This is a genomic window from Scytonema sp. UIC 10036 (assembly GCF_009725235.1).
This window is the reverse complement of sequence record NZ_WJFC01000114.1, coordinates 1-14,150: the sequence shown is the minus strand read 5'-3', so window position 1 is coordinate 14,150 and position 14,150 is coordinate 1. Positions and strand designations below refer to the sequence as shown.

Here is a 14,150-nt window from a genome sequence, read left to right as displayed (position 1 = left end):
TTGTTACTAGTCACTGGTCACTGATTACTGGTCACTGAATGCTAGACTGACCTAACAACCAGAAAAATTCGATTGCTAACCCAATAAACAACAAAGGAATAAACCGAGCTAAATTCCGCAACCGCCCTTCCATTTCCTTTTGATATTCAGTAAACTCTTTACAAAGCCTTTCCAACTCATGCTGAAGCTTATCCACTTTTTGCTCTAATTCCTTCAGCAAAGACTTCCAATCAGAACTAACACCTGGTGGTTGCTCCTCCTTAGCACAAATTTCATTATCACTTTGCATTTCCCAAAGGGCGCAATCGTAGTAAACCACATCTCCTTTTTGATAAGTTTGTCCCGGCTTCCAAATCCCATGAAATTGGTCATCCCGCTTATTTAGCATCGAGTCAATCAACTCAGCAAAATAAGTTTCTGATAAGCGACTTTTATTTCTAAATAAACTTTTTAGTTCGTTACGTTTCCTCAAATTCATACTTAAAATCCCATGACAACATTAAGTACACAAATTACTTCACTCCCGCCATAAGATAACCATCACTCTTCTTCTCCTCTTTCCTCTGTGTCCTCTGCGCCTCTGCGGTTCATTTAATTAGATAATCTCCCTGGCGAGGGATTATTTTTCCTAACCCAACTCCAAATCATCCAATGATTCAAAACCAAGAACACCAGATGCAAGTGAAGAATTACCAGAAACGATCGCCATTTCTTCAAATTCCTGAATCACGTGATTTTGACCGTTAGTTTGCAGGGAAACTGAAGTCAAGACCGATCGCGCAGTACTAGCGATCGCTTCTCGAATATCTTGTTGCGTGTCGAGGTGCATTTTGAAATTTATTATATAATCAACATAATATTGTTCCTCAACAAATTTCAGAATAGAAGATCGATAAACTTTGCCACCAAAATTAATATCTGCACCCGTATCCACAGTCCAAGGGGTAAGAAAACCGATAATCGCTTGCTGCAATTCCCTCTGATAATAGCCAAAGTTACTATCGTAGGGAGATTTGAATTTCACTTGCATTTCTACCTGAATCCTCTCATACTGAGGATTTACCACTTTTATCATTACCCAAGGAGAACTTAAACTTGCTAAATATTTCTCAATTTCTTGTAGTAAATTAATGTTAATTTTCGGTTCTAAATCGTTAGTCGTACTGCGTTGTGATAAATCGGGAATCACAGCTAAAGTTACAGAACCGGGCGCTAATTCATATAACTGTTCTGGACTGTCAACAAATTGACCGTGATTAATACAGCGAACTTTGTAAATTTGAGGAAACTTTTCTAATACCAATCTTTCGTAGTCAAAGATAGATACAGCCCGTCCTTTATGGCGGAGGTGTTCGCTGATACGAGTATAAAAATGCTCTGGTTGTTCTTTGACTCGCCCACCAAAAGAAGCGTAAGGTTGCTCGATTTTTTTAATTTCTGGTTGCGGTGAAGCTAACTTGCTAATTGTTCCTGGTGGTAGGGGAACAGCCAAACGGTTGGGGTCGTTACCTGAGTCGGTGAAGGTGACGCGAGCAGCTTGAGTGTGTACGCCGATAATTTCGCACACAGTCCGACTGCGAGCTAAAATACTCACTTTTAGCCAGTAAAGATTCGGGTCGAGAATGGTCGTTTGATTGCGACTAATATCTGCAGGAATCTCTAAATTAATAATACCGGAAGTTATTAATCCATTGGTAGCATCACTGACAATGCGATCGCCTAAAGATTCCCAAGTATTATCTTTCAAGTAGTACCATTGTAATTTATATTGTTCCTCCCGCCGTAAACTTGTATCCGCCGTCTCTTCTGCAACCTGAAACAGTAGCGGTAAAGCCGTAGGTGGGTCGAGATTCTGCACCCCAATCAATAATTCCCCTTCCTGGGTAAAATGAGGTAAAAAATCCGGTTTTTTACTCAACTCCAACCGTTCAAACCCACCAAAGGGATGGAGGTGAAATAACGTGCAATTATCCTTCTCTGCTTGGGCGGTATAGCTTAGAGACAGCGAGTTAATGACTGGTAGATATGGTTCTGGAGGAAGAATCGGTTCCGCATTAAGTTCTACATAATAGGTGTTAGCTCGAAACGGTTCGTCATCTGAGATGCGGTAATAAGCACCGATAACAGCTTGTCGTTTTTGTTCACCCTCAACCCATACTGTCTGATTGGTTGCTGCAGCTAGCACCTGTCTAGCCAAGACTGTAGGATATTTCTCATGCAGGAAACTCCCCAATAATTGCAGCCGCAAAAAACCAGTTTTACTTTGAGGAGTCCATGTCTCAACGGGTTCAGGAGTATCAAAAGAATTGAGGTGTAAACTGGCTAATTTATCTGTCAGGGAAATCCCAGAACTATCAAACAAACTAGCCGTCAAGCCGCCTACTACCGGATGCCAGATTTTTTGCCGCAGAGCATGAATAGTAAATCTACCAGGTTGAAAGTTATTTTTAATATCATAAGCCGCATAAATATCTTGCCAATTGCTCGGTTTTGGTGTCGCCAATTCCAGGGAAATTGTCAAATCGGTCAAATTCTTCTGCAAAACTTCCTGCGAACCAATGTAAAGATTAGCTTTGTCTTTCGGTTGGCGACCAAACGGTTCAAAAGGTGTAGCGGGATTCAGCACGCCGAAATCATTTTGCAATACCAGATTCCGTACCTTATCCACATGGGTTTGTACAGTGATATCGTGAATTTCAGCATCTCGAAAATAATGGTAAGGCGATCGCCCATCGACTAACACCCGATTGTTCAATTCTAGCCGAACCACAGGCATTGGTCGCTCTAGTTGTAGAGGTAGATTCGGCTGTTTCGGGTCGTAAGGAATTGGCGCATCTGGGCGATAAGGTAAGATAGGAGCCACATCAGGAGCTAGTTCGACCACCAAATACAAATCAGTTCCATCCCATCGGGTTTGTTGACCGTTGCTAGCCGTTTGAGTTGATGGTAGGATATCTGGGGTTATCCATTCCTTCTCGCCACTTAGATAAACCGTAAATACCTGATGTAGCTGGTTAACAGGTATGGGTGTAAAAAAGCCACTCAAAGATAACTTCAATTGGATAACACGCCGCCCTTCTTGTAAGAGCAGCACATCAGAAGCGATCGCCAGTCCAAGAGAAGCATCATCGCGATCGCTACTTCCAAAAGGTAACCATGTTTTAACAATTTGTTCTTTAGGAAATTTTCCACCTTTCCCATCTAAAGAATTTGCTATTGGTGAGACATGCAAACCCAAAAGATTTTTCGGAGCGGCGGCGTTTTTCCTTTCCAGAGAATCAAGAAACAAACCTTTGAGGCTAGCAATTTGAGCTTTATGAATAACAACTTCAGCATCCAGTTGGTAAAATAATTCCACCCCGGTAGCATCTTTCCCGGCGGTGAATCGCGTCGCTGTAGGTAGCTTGTATTCCGTTTGAGTTTTAGCTAATTCAAATAGTAGGTGAGCGCTATCAGCTTGAGACGGGCGATCGCGCAGCAACAAAACTTGACGGTAGAAAAAGTCTAGATGGCGCTGGGTGAGACGATTCAAGTCATCGCGAGCGGGTCGCAGCACCTCCAAAAAAGCCAAGTAAAGGGCGAGGTGTGGCTGATGGTCTTGGCGATCGCGCAGACTCGATTGTAAGTAACTCGGTGCTTGCTGAACAATCTGACGGTAAGTTTGCAACAACACCTGAAACACTGCATCCAGTTCGGAACGCGCTTCTTTAGGTGTAGCCGTCAATGGAGTGCGATCGCCCATCACGGGCGCATCTATCTTTAATTCAAATACTTTGGTAAATTCCTCATAGAATTGCCCATCTATTGCTCCATAACCCAACTCAAAGGCTTGCATCCGAACCAAAGGTTGTCTTAGGTTGGTCTTAACCAAACCTGCGATCGCCGATTTCAAGGGAGTGTATGGTTCTAAGCCTTTATACCAAAACTTAATTTTTGTCAAGATATCTTTCCAAGATTGTAAGACTTGGGTGAGACGAGCAGGAGTGCGATCGTCCAGAAATGCTGCTAGTTTTTGGGTATATTGGTCTTTAATAATTTGAGGGCGAGTTTTACTAATTAAAGCAATTTGGATAGGTGTATTGCCCTCGAAAAAGTTTTGCCAGTTACCATCAGCCTGACTATCAGAATTATAATAAATAACCTGTTCGCTCAGACGATGTGCAAAGACTAAAAAGTCTGCCAAGTCACGTTCATCCACCTGAATAGAATTAGGCGACAAAGCTGAAACCGGGCGTTGACGCTGGCTCACCCCATCACGGGTTAGTGGATTTTTCGGTAGTTCGCGCTTGTTGCTCATAAGACCAGTGACCAGTGACCAGTGACCAGTGACCGAGGAGCGGTGACTGGTGACTATTGAGTATTAACTATTAACTACAATGGCTATTCCTGGAGCACTTGATACTAAAGTGCTGCTACCTTCTTGGAGGTAGAAGGGATAGACAAAGTTGAAGCGAGAATTGGTGCTGATGATGATGCAATCTACAATAATTTGTAAGAAACCTTGAGAGCGTTCTTCCTCCTGTTGGCGAAGATTCTGTATGAAATCTTGTGCAGTATCCGGTAACAAATTTTCTAATCCTTGTTTAATATCGATTTTTTTAAGACGGACACGCGGCTCATAATATAAAATAGCAGTGCGTACCAGTTCTTTAATGCTGCTAGTTACGGTAGGGGTAAGACTTTCAAAGAGTAAATCTTGTAAGTTACAACCGTAATTTGGTTGCATAACGCGTTCGCCAAAGCTAGTAGATAGAAGAATTTGCAAACTCTCACAGATGTCCGTTTCCGCACTAACAAGCCGGACACTTCTAGCTTTTTGGTCAAATGTTGGAGGAAAACCCCAACCAGTACCTAAATAAGCTTTGCTGTCTTCCTCCATATCAGTCTCCAATAAGTACAGTGAACAATCCCAAAACTATCGAGCCACCATGGGCTGTTGTATCTCCGAGACGAGCAGCAGGTTTACCACCAATCAAGACGGTAGTAGAACCGACAACGATAGTATCTGGTGGTCCAACACAGACACAGCTATCACCAATAACAGCCGCCGATAAACCACCAATCAAGACAGTGGGTGTACCCGGACCAAGAATCGGTCCGCCAACGTGAGGAACAGTTGGAACCCCAGGGGTCTGCATAGGACAAACGTGCATATCATTGATGCGAGCGGCGGGTTTTCCCATAAGTGATACAATTTTGGATTTTGGATTTTGGATTTTGGATTTGGAATTTGGGATTTGGGATTGATAAAAACTTGCTTGGACTTACTTCCTTTCCGCCATAAGATTACCGATCTTCTCCTCCTCTTTCCTCTGTGTCCTCTGCGCCCTCTGCGGTTCAATTAATTAGGTAATCTCCTTTGCGGGATAGGAGTAATTTCATCCAACAGTCTCAGGACTTACGCATAGCCTCCTTTTGAATCTATGGTGGTGTACACAACTTGGATTTACCCCCCTTAATCCCCCCTTATAAAGGGGGAAACAGAAAATCTAGTTCTCTCCCCAATCCATCGGTCTGGGCTAGGGTGGGGTAAATTTGAGACAAGTTCGTAACGAATTAAACATCACCCCAATCGTTTGTAGTTGCATGCGCTGAAGCGCTACTACGAACCTCAACGCTACTTTCTTAATTAATTAGGACTAAAGATCCCTTAAGAATAGCAGTCGCACTGCTAGAAACTTCCGCCCCAGCAGTCCCTTGAGCTTTAAATTGACCGTTAGCTGTGATACTCACATTCAAACCCTGGATGTTGATATCGCTATTGGCTTTGAGAGTGAGTTTTCCGGTGGCTTCTATGCTAATATCTTTAGAACTTTTCACGGTCATACCGCGATCGCTCATCACAAAGGTATTGCCATTTTGGTCGGTTAAATTGATTCCCTTATCTTCATCAGAGATAGCGATCTTATTTCCTCCTGGAGTTTGTAGGGTAATTATTTTCTTTTCATCATCAAAACTAATCTGCATCTGAGAACGAGAGAAAAACCCTTTGCGATGGTTGTCATCCGTAGTTGGTAGGGGGGCAGGTTTGCTGCTACTATTCAGCATCCCCAACACGACCGGATCGCGGGGATCGTCGTTGAGAAAACCGACTATCACTTCATCCCCAATTTCGGGACGAAAGAAAGAACCGCGATTATTCCCAGCATCTAGGGTGGCGATCCTCGCCCAAGTTCCATCTGCTTGGGAATCGATAATTGGGATTTTGACTAGGATGCGGTCTTCACCGTTGGGATCTCCTTGCAATTGCACCACCACACCAATTTGCAAACCATTGACTCCAGGAACCAGTCCCGCAGCTGGTTTTTCTAGAATCTCAGCTTCTTGATAAAACCATTCGGGTACCAGTCCCAGTTGCATGTGGGTGAACCACGCGCCACCTACCATCTCGTGACGAACCCCAGAAACATAAGCCAAGCCGTTGAAGCGATCGCCGACTCCTTTTAACTCTACCAGTACGTCAGGTTTTGCATCGGGATAGCCCTTGGTTTTCACTCGCCCTTGAATTTTTGCCAATCGACTTTTGAGCATCTGAGCATCCGCCCAAGCCTTGAGTTCCGGTTGGCTGACAAAACCACCGTGACGGAGTTCCAAGGTACTCAAGTTAATTACGTTGGCTAACTGCTTTCCCGATAAATTCCCTTGTCTGCTGATGGTAGGTTCTTGACCTTCAGCAGAGATTAATACCCCATCGGTATAACTCCAAGACTTTGCTGTCACCGCGTTGTATTGACTGCGAGCATCCATCGCTGCTTCCAACTCAAGGAGATTCGCACCGTAAGTGAGGCTGATTAAAGGACTACCGCTTGTAGTAGGAGCTTTAACTTTGATTTTGTTGTCTTCAGCCAGAACAATTTTGCCATTCATTTCAGCGCGAGACAAAATGAAATCCCAATCAGTGGCGCGGTACTGGACAATTTCCGGATGTTGCACCTGGGTAGCTTCCGTCTCTGCTGATAAATTATTTTGGTTAATAATTTCGGCGATCGCATTACTATCTGTCGTATTGACAAAATAGCGGCTATGACGACCGACGGTGAGTTTTGTCGCCATCCCCTTGCAATCGAGAGTCAGCATAGAGTCGCCATTAGCACAGACTTTCAGTGAGTGTTTGATAATCAGTCCTTGAAAAATCTTACGGTCTCTACCGTCGTAACCAATTGCAATTTCCACTTGTTTACCCGGAATCAAGTCACTCCCCTGACTAGCAGCAAAAGTCTCATCCGCCGTCGCACCGTCACGCAATACGATTCGCGCTGTAGGTACGCGGTTAACAATCTGACTCACTGTAATTGACAGCAGCGTGTACTCATTGGTAATGTCTTTACCGTCAGACAGGAGTTTGCAGGTAGCAACATCATAGTTAGAATCTTTGGGGATGATGCGATCGCTCATAATTGGGTTTTTTCCAGTGGGGGAAATCGCAGATCGGTATTAGCAGCCAATCGGCGGAAGTTAATTAAACCGTTGACTTTGGCAATTTGCAGGTAATAGGTGGGATCGCCATAAATTCGATGGGTCATCAAAGGTAAGGTATCACCCGCCGTCACCTTTCGTCGATGGGTAACATCAGGAGATTCTTTACCTTCTTCTCGCACGCGGCGACCTTGTTCCACATAAGCGGAAAAGGTCGCACTGAGTTTAGCGCGGAGGGGTTTACCAGTTGGATCGAAGAGGGTGTAATTAATTTGGAGATCGGTCAACACGCAATCAAAACCATTTCTTTCTCCAAAAGAAAACTCTCCCCAAAGCAGGCGCAGAAAATTCGGTTTGTGGGTCTCACTGTTCATGTTGTAGACCAAATCGAGGAATGTCTGCACCTGTCCCGTGACATCTTTATGAAATTCCCCTGGTTTGTTATTGACAGCAACCACACCAGTCCCATCAAAAGTGAAATCCAACTTCAGTTCTTCGGGGTGAGTAAATTTGAATTCCGGATCGTTGCGCTGAGAGCCTTGGGCTTGTTGGCGATTGTATTCCACCTTAAAAGATTGAGAAAATTGCTCCGGATTAATCGGTAGCTCAAATTCCCCTAACTTATCCCGAAAGGCTTTGTCTGTATATACCTGCAGCTTCACTTTAGTGAGTGCCATATTTTACCTTTCTAATTTTTCTTTGAGGATGGTTAATACCTGTTCCACGCAAGCTGCAATTATTGCAGATTGGTCACTTGCACCGATGCCACCTAAGTTTTTTTCACTGGTACTTTGAGTGTTTCCCCCCTCATTGACAGAAGCTTTAATCACTAATTCTCTAATTTCCAATGGCATAAGTTAATCCTCAAGTTGGTCACTGGTCACTGGTCACTGGTTATAGAGTTTCAAAGTAGCTGTAGTTTAATTCCACAGATTCGATCGCGATCGCGTTCTGTTCGGCGTTGAATTCGGAAACTGACCACTTCTTTGGCCAAGCATTAATTACCTTCCAAGTCATTAGGGGTGCGATCGCTTCTGGTGGTTGATTTGGGTCGTCACGCTTGACGTGTAACAGCCGCACGAGCAAATTCATCGGACGGATATCAAAGTTGAGAATGGCATCCATACACCACTTCACCATCTTGGAATCTGTTACCAAGCCCCGCTTCAACACAAGTGGTTCATATTTAGTCCGCACTGGTAAAATATGCTCGAAGCGATTTTCGCCGCCTTCTTTGAGGGTTTCTGTCTGCATATCAACACTCAGCCCGGTGACGCTCTGAAAGCGGGTTTCGACCACCTCCTTGTCAAGATTTTCGCCTTGAAAAACAACTTCAAAAAAGAAACTAACTGGTGGATAGGTACGAATCATAATTCACCTAACAATCTTCTTAGCCATTTTCAATAGTCAATCCTTCGTGAGCAATCTCAATTGATTCGATCGCCACTTCATTACCGTCACCTTTGAGGTCGGTTGATTGTACTTTTGTTGGCCAAGCGCGATTGACTTTCCAAACAACAACTGGCTCATGCTGTTCGTTGAGCAGACTAATCGTTAAATCTCGTCGCTCAATAGTGTTTAATGCTACAGTATTCCACCAACTGAAAAAATCGTTGTCGCCTTGGAATGTACCTCGCTTCATCGTAATGTTGCTAAATTTTTGCATTCCTGGCATCTTGAGTTTGTGATACTGGGGCAAATTACCTTCGCGGTACTCGATCGCTTCGGTTTCTACGTCTAAACCAGAAACTTCGGTGAATCCCAGGCGAGAACCACCCCACTCGACTTGGAAATGAAACTTTGGTAAAGGATACTCTGGCATGATGATTAGGTTCGTCGGTTGATTGATGAATTATGATTTAACTCACGCAAAGGCGCTAAGACGCTAAGAAGTTGATTGATAAGTAGGTTGGGTTGAGGAACGAAACCCAACAAATTCTGCAAAGTGTTAGGTTTCGTTCCTCAACTTCCAAAATTAGCTTTCCTGCATTTTGTGGGAGAATTTTAAGATGATGAATTCTGCTGGACGGACTACAGCCATGCCAATTTCTACGATCATCCGACCTTCGAGGATATCGAGGGCGGTCATGGTTTCGTTGAGTCCGATTTTGACGTAGAAAGCTTGTGCAGGTTTGGCTCCCGCTAAGGCTCCCGCTCGCCATTGCAGTGTGAGAAAATTTTCAATCATGGCTTTCACTTTAGTCCAGGTGTTGGCATCATTCGGCTCAAAGACAAATGGCTCGCTACCTTTTTTAATGGATTCTTCAGCCATGTTGAAGAAGCGGCGAACGGAGACATAACGCCACTCGTTGTCATTTCCCGCCAAGGTACGAGCACCCCATATGAGGGTTCCTTTACCTGTGAAGGCGCGAATGGCGTTGATAGATTTACCAGTCGTATGAACATTGAGACTATCTTGTTCCTCATTTGTGATTTTGATAGTCGGTTGAATCACCGAATTCAAGCTAACATTGGCGGGTGCTTTCCAAACGCCACGGCTGTTATCTACTGAGGCGTAGATACCTACGACTATTGGCGCTGCTGGTAGAATCACCGGAATGTCTTCAACCGCACGTTTGACACGAGGGTAAAGTTGACCATCGGTTGTGTCTGGAGTTTTTTCGGGATTGATTGCCTTCATGTTAGTCTCAGTACCATTGGCGAGGACAACTTTCACCGCTTCTTCGTTGTTGGTTGAATAATTAAAAATAGTTGCTAGTCTTGGGCCATAGGCTGCACCGTATTTGAGATTATTAATACCAATTCCACTATTGCGGAATGCTTTTACAGCATTTGTAATGCTCACTCCTGGTGGATCGAGGAAAGCATCCATAACGACAAAACGGTCTTGTAGGTCAGCGCATTGTGCTAAGGCTGCATCATAGAGCTCTTTATACCCGGCATAGTTTTCGGCTGCTGTATCGTCATTACTGAGATTCTCTGTCTTGACCAAACCCAAACTTTCAGGAAAGACAATCAATGTGATCTCATCTTCTTTCTTGAGGGATTCTAATCCCGATAGCAATTTTGTCTGGTCTAGGGTTCCATTCTCTGTCATTTTACCGACAGAAACAATGTAGCAGGGACCGCCACCATTGGCAAAATATGCCTGTAGAGAATAGTACATGTTATGCGGTGAAGGGCTCGCTATCACCGCAGTCACTTTTGTATCGGTGTCTGTATCGATGACGGTGACTGTGATTGTAGTTTCGTCCAACGCTTTGCCAAAAAAACCTTCATACTCTAGTAAGGATGTAATACGGATGGGACGAATGACTGGGTTTGCTGGGTCTTTGTGAAAATCCTCAGCCCCTATTTTAGCTATCTGGGTATAGCCAATAAAGGCGGGAATGGCAGTTTCTACCTGAGCAATGGAAGGAGGAAATTTGGAGATTTCTTCGATATAGACGCCTGGAGTTTTGTATGTACTTGGCATATTTCTTGTGGATTAAATTACAAATAAATATCAGAAAAAATACTAGTGACTCTTTGACTTTCGTCAGTTTCTGGTTGAATTAATGCAGCGTTGGGGCTGGGTAAAGGTCGATCTTTACAATCATTGAGTAGACTATCAGATCGCTGGCGCAAACCGATAGGACGAATGGTGGCGTAGGTGCGTGCATCAATCAAGTTAAAGTCATTGGGCAAATTTTCGGCGTTACAACCATGCGGTCGTTCATAGCGATAGCGCCAACGAGTTGCACGGTTCTTGAATCGAATGATATATGTTTTTGGTTGGATGAAAGTCTTTCCAGCACTAGATTGTAATAAAGAGAAGTTGGACGGCACTAAGTTAGAATTGAGCAAAATTTCTACTAAGGCACATGCTTCAGGAACGCTATTATCCACTAGCACAAATTCCGCTACTTGGGTGTTATTTTCTAGTAATTGATAGTGTCCTGGTCTTTGTCCCGCAAAGCTGATGCTAACACTGAATGGCTCACCAAGATTGTGAGTATCGGGAACGGTCTCATCCACAGCCCAAGATTCTTGCTCATTGCTATCTATTAAAGTAAAGCGATAGGTCTCACCAGGATTGGCATTGGCAATAACTTGAGTGCGGTAAGTTTTTTGTATTGGCAAGCGATCGCGTTGAGAGACATACTCAGTAGCAGGGAAGGTATCCCACTCATTGGGGTTGGGGGAATCGCTAGCATTAGCCTGATAGATGAAAGCTTCTAGAGTTCTACCTGCTTGAGTCACTAATTCCCCAACCTGATATTCTGTGTTAGCTGTGTAAGCAGACAAAGGTCTTGTTAGAAATAGGGCGTGTCCTTGATTGTCAAAGAGGTTGGAAAAATAATAAATTTGTTGACGGTTGCCTGTCAGTGGCAAATTGGTAAAATTGGCGAAGTAGCGATCGCGCACCACTAACCAAAATGTCAATCTATAAGGTCGATCCACTGGGACAACTGTAAAAAATTCTCCCGATGCAGCGACGTTGACATTGGCAAAAATACTCGCACCATACAGTTGCGGACGAAACACCCAGCGTAAATTCGCCAGTAGTCGCCTACACTCTTGAGTAGGAACTAATTCTAGGGTGCGGGAAATATCATAATTGGCAGGTAATACTCCGGGAGGATCGGGCTGTCCCAGGTAAAAATCATGCCACAATTCCAAGTTCAGAATTTTCTTATAGAGAATCTTCATTGGAAGGGAGTACGAAGTGAGGAGTATGAGAGATGGCTAATGGCTAATTGCTAATGGCTAATGGCTAATTGCTAATGGCTAATTGCTAATGACGACCTTAACCAGTCAGTTTGATTACTCATTAATATAAATTTCAGTAATCACGTTTCCTTCCGCTTGGCGTTTTTGTGCTTCTAGAGCGACAATGCGAGCACGATAGAGAACAAAGGGTACTTGTTTGCCACCTAATGCTCCCCATAGATGGTTGAGTTGCTCAAAGGTGAGACTGTAAAGGTCTGTTAATATTCTTAAATCTCGCGATACACCTCCGATGCCAGGTACTGTGGTTAAGGTCAGTTCTTTTTGCCACTGAAAAAATTCCACCACCCGTGAAAGCAGCCTTAAGGCTGTTTCGTACTGGTTGTGTAGCGCGGAAAAGAGGATAAATAAGTTGAGGTTAACTGGAGGATTTTGATAAATTGTTCGACCGTTTTCCGAGCGATAATGAGCGTTATTTTTTAGAGTTGTTTCCTCTTGAAGATTAACTAAGCTCATCACTACATGACCATTGATTTGATTGCTTTGACCGCCGAGTTCTTCAGCCATCGCAATATTTTCAACGATCACAACTTGACCTGGACCAAGTTCTGGTTCAAATTCAAGAATGTAGCGCTGCAAAGCAACCTGTATCAGTCTCATTGCATCGAATATCATAAGCTAACCAAAAATTTACGTCAACTCAACACAGCCTATAAGGAGTCCCAGCCGTAGAAACACCCAAATCTTTCGTTTAATTACAGAGTTGAATGGCTACCAAACTTTTTTAGTTTCTCATACAAGTCACTAAAATCTGACAAGAATTTCTTAATAGCAGGAAGGAATCTTTAGCACAATCAACAATAATGTTTTAAACGATCCTCATTATTTACGAAGCTGACGATTTTTGCTTAAAATCTTGCGAATTCTTAAAGAAATGCTATTAATCGCAATATTTACGACTGCTTTCAAGAAATATGAAGGTCAAGGTTACTGATACCAATGAAATGTATGATACATATACATTGGTCGTAGGGGCACGGCGGCTTTGCGCCCCTACCGGGGCATTTGTATCACCAAATATGGAGGTCTTTCAAGGGTAGATATTTAAAAATCAGGTATAGAGAGGGTGATTTCAAAGACATGAAGTTGTGGAATGAAGTAAAATCGTAGATGCTGAAATATATTTAGTTTTTGTCAAAACATTGTTAGATAACGACTTACCAATGACTTATCAGAAAACTTCTCCCAAAAGCACTTCTTGACGTGCGCCTGTAGCTGTTGGTAAGTTTCCAGGGGTTCCCATGTATCGCCAGTAAGCTAAAATAGCAAATGCGATCGCTTCTTTAAAATCAGCATTCAATCCCACATCGTCTGTTGTCATGACTGGTACTGAGGCTAATAGGTGCTGTATCCGAGCTTTTAAATAAAGATTGCGGCTACCACCCCCACACAATAGTACTCTTTGTGGCAGTTGTGGTAAAAAAGAACGGTAGCTGTGAACAATGGAAGCTGCTGTCAGTTCTGTCAGAGTCGCCAATATATCAGCAGGACTGAGTTGATAAACTTCAGCGTCTTGCAAGCAATTTTGAAGGTAGGAAACTCCAAATAATTCTCGACCTGTGGATTTGGGAGGTGGTAGATGAAAGTAATCTTGACTGAGCCATTGTTCTACCAAAGGATGGCAAGGATTGCCACTTGCAGCCCAAGCACCATTTTCATCATAGGTTTTTGTCCCAGAGGATAAATGCTCTACTGCTAAATCTAAAAGACTATTGCCCGGTCCTGTATCCCAACCGCGAAGTTTTTCCAACCAATTGCTGTCACGACGAGGCGGTATATAAGCCACATTCCCAATACCGCCGATATTTTGAATACAACGTCCTTCGTTGAGATCGCTGAGTAAGGCTGCATCTACACGAGGAACTAAAGGAGCACCCTGACCACCCACAGCAATATCGGCTGCACGAAAATTACTGATAGTTGTCATCCCTGTAAGATGAGCAACTACCGCACCACGTCCTAGTTGCAAACTGTAACCAAGGAGGGGGTAGGGGGTAGGGGAT

13 protein-coding genes are annotated in these 14,150 nt (G+C 43.6%); all 13 read right to left on the bottom strand.

All coding sequences use genetic code 11. The features are described from left to right. Window positions 1-31: 31 nt before the first annotated feature. Window positions 32-478, bottom strand: coding sequence for a carbohydrate-binding protein (locus tag F7734_RS37845; RefSeq protein WP_155749602.1), 447 nt, complete (start codon window positions 476-478; stop codon window positions 32-34). A gap of 150 nt (window positions 479-628) precedes the next feature. Continuing rightward, window positions 629-4,297, bottom strand: a complete 3,669-nt coding sequence (locus F7734_RS37840) for a baseplate J/gp47 family protein (RefSeq protein WP_155749601.1) — start codon at window positions 4,295-4,297, stop codon at window positions 629-631. Between the two features lie 63 nt (window positions 4,298-4,360). Continuing rightward, window positions 4,361-4,879 carry a GPW/gp25 family protein gene (locus F7734_RS37835; RefSeq protein WP_155749600.1) on the bottom strand — a complete coding sequence of 173 codons (519 nt, stop codon included), beginning with the start codon at window positions 4,877-4,879 and terminating at the stop codon, window positions 4,361-4,363. A gap of 1 nt (window position 4,880) precedes the next feature. Next, the gene (locus F7734_RS37830) at window positions 4,881-5,183 is read right to left on the bottom strand and encodes a PAAR domain-containing protein (RefSeq protein WP_155749599.1); all 303 of its coding nucleotides are present in this window, start codon (window positions 5,181-5,183) and stop codon (window positions 4,881-4,883) included. A gap of 442 nt (window positions 5,184-5,625) precedes the next feature. Further along, window positions 5,626-7,395, bottom strand: coding sequence for a type VI secretion system tip protein VgrG (gene vgrG, locus F7734_RS37825; protein ID WP_155749598.1), 1,770 nt, complete (start codon window positions 7,393-7,395; stop codon window positions 5,626-5,628). Then, window positions 7,392-8,093: a LysM peptidoglycan-binding domain-containing protein gene (locus F7734_RS37820; RefSeq protein WP_155749597.1), complete on the bottom strand. Its 702-nt coding sequence runs from the start codon at window positions 8,091-8,093 to the stop codon at window positions 7,392-7,394. Before F7734_RS37820 ends, vgrG begins: the two co-directional genes overlap by 4 nt. A gap of 3 nt (window positions 8,094-8,096) precedes the next feature. After that, window positions 8,097-8,270 (bottom strand): DUF5908 family protein, encoded by a 174-nt coding sequence (locus F7734_RS61090; protein ID WP_166482403.1) that lies wholly within the window; start codon window positions 8,268-8,270, stop codon window positions 8,097-8,099. A gap of 40 nt (window positions 8,271-8,310) precedes the next feature. Continuing rightward, a complete protein-coding gene (locus tag F7734_RS37815; protein ID WP_155749596.1) occupies window positions 8,311-8,787 on the bottom strand; it encodes a phage tail protein in 477 nt (158 codons plus the stop codon). A gap of 19 nt (window positions 8,788-8,806) precedes the next feature. After that, the gene (locus tag F7734_RS37810; protein WP_155749595.1) at window positions 8,807-9,238 is read right to left on the bottom strand and encodes a phage tail protein; all 432 of its coding nucleotides are present in this window, start codon (window positions 9,236-9,238) and stop codon (window positions 8,807-8,809) included. Between the two features lie 153 nt (window positions 9,239-9,391). Then, window positions 9,392-10,852: a phage tail sheath family protein gene (locus F7734_RS37805; protein WP_155749594.1), complete on the bottom strand. Its 1,461-nt coding sequence runs from the start codon at window positions 10,850-10,852 to the stop codon at window positions 9,392-9,394. Window positions 10,853-10,869: 17 nt separating this feature from the next. Further along, on the bottom strand, window positions 10,870-12,069 hold the full coding sequence (locus F7734_RS37800) for a hypothetical protein (RefSeq protein ID WP_155749593.1): 1,200 nt from the start codon (window positions 12,067-12,069) through the stop codon (window positions 10,870-10,872). Between the two features lie 114 nt (window positions 12,070-12,183). After that, window positions 12,184-12,762, bottom strand: a complete 579-nt coding sequence (locus F7734_RS37795) for a DUF4255 domain-containing protein (protein WP_155749592.1) — start codon at window positions 12,760-12,762, stop codon at window positions 12,184-12,186. Between the two features lie 556 nt (window positions 12,763-13,318). Further along, the coding region (locus F7734_RS37790; RefSeq protein WP_155749591.1) for an anhydro-N-acetylmuramic acid kinase at window positions 13,319-14,150 on the bottom strand (832 nt) is incomplete at its 5' end.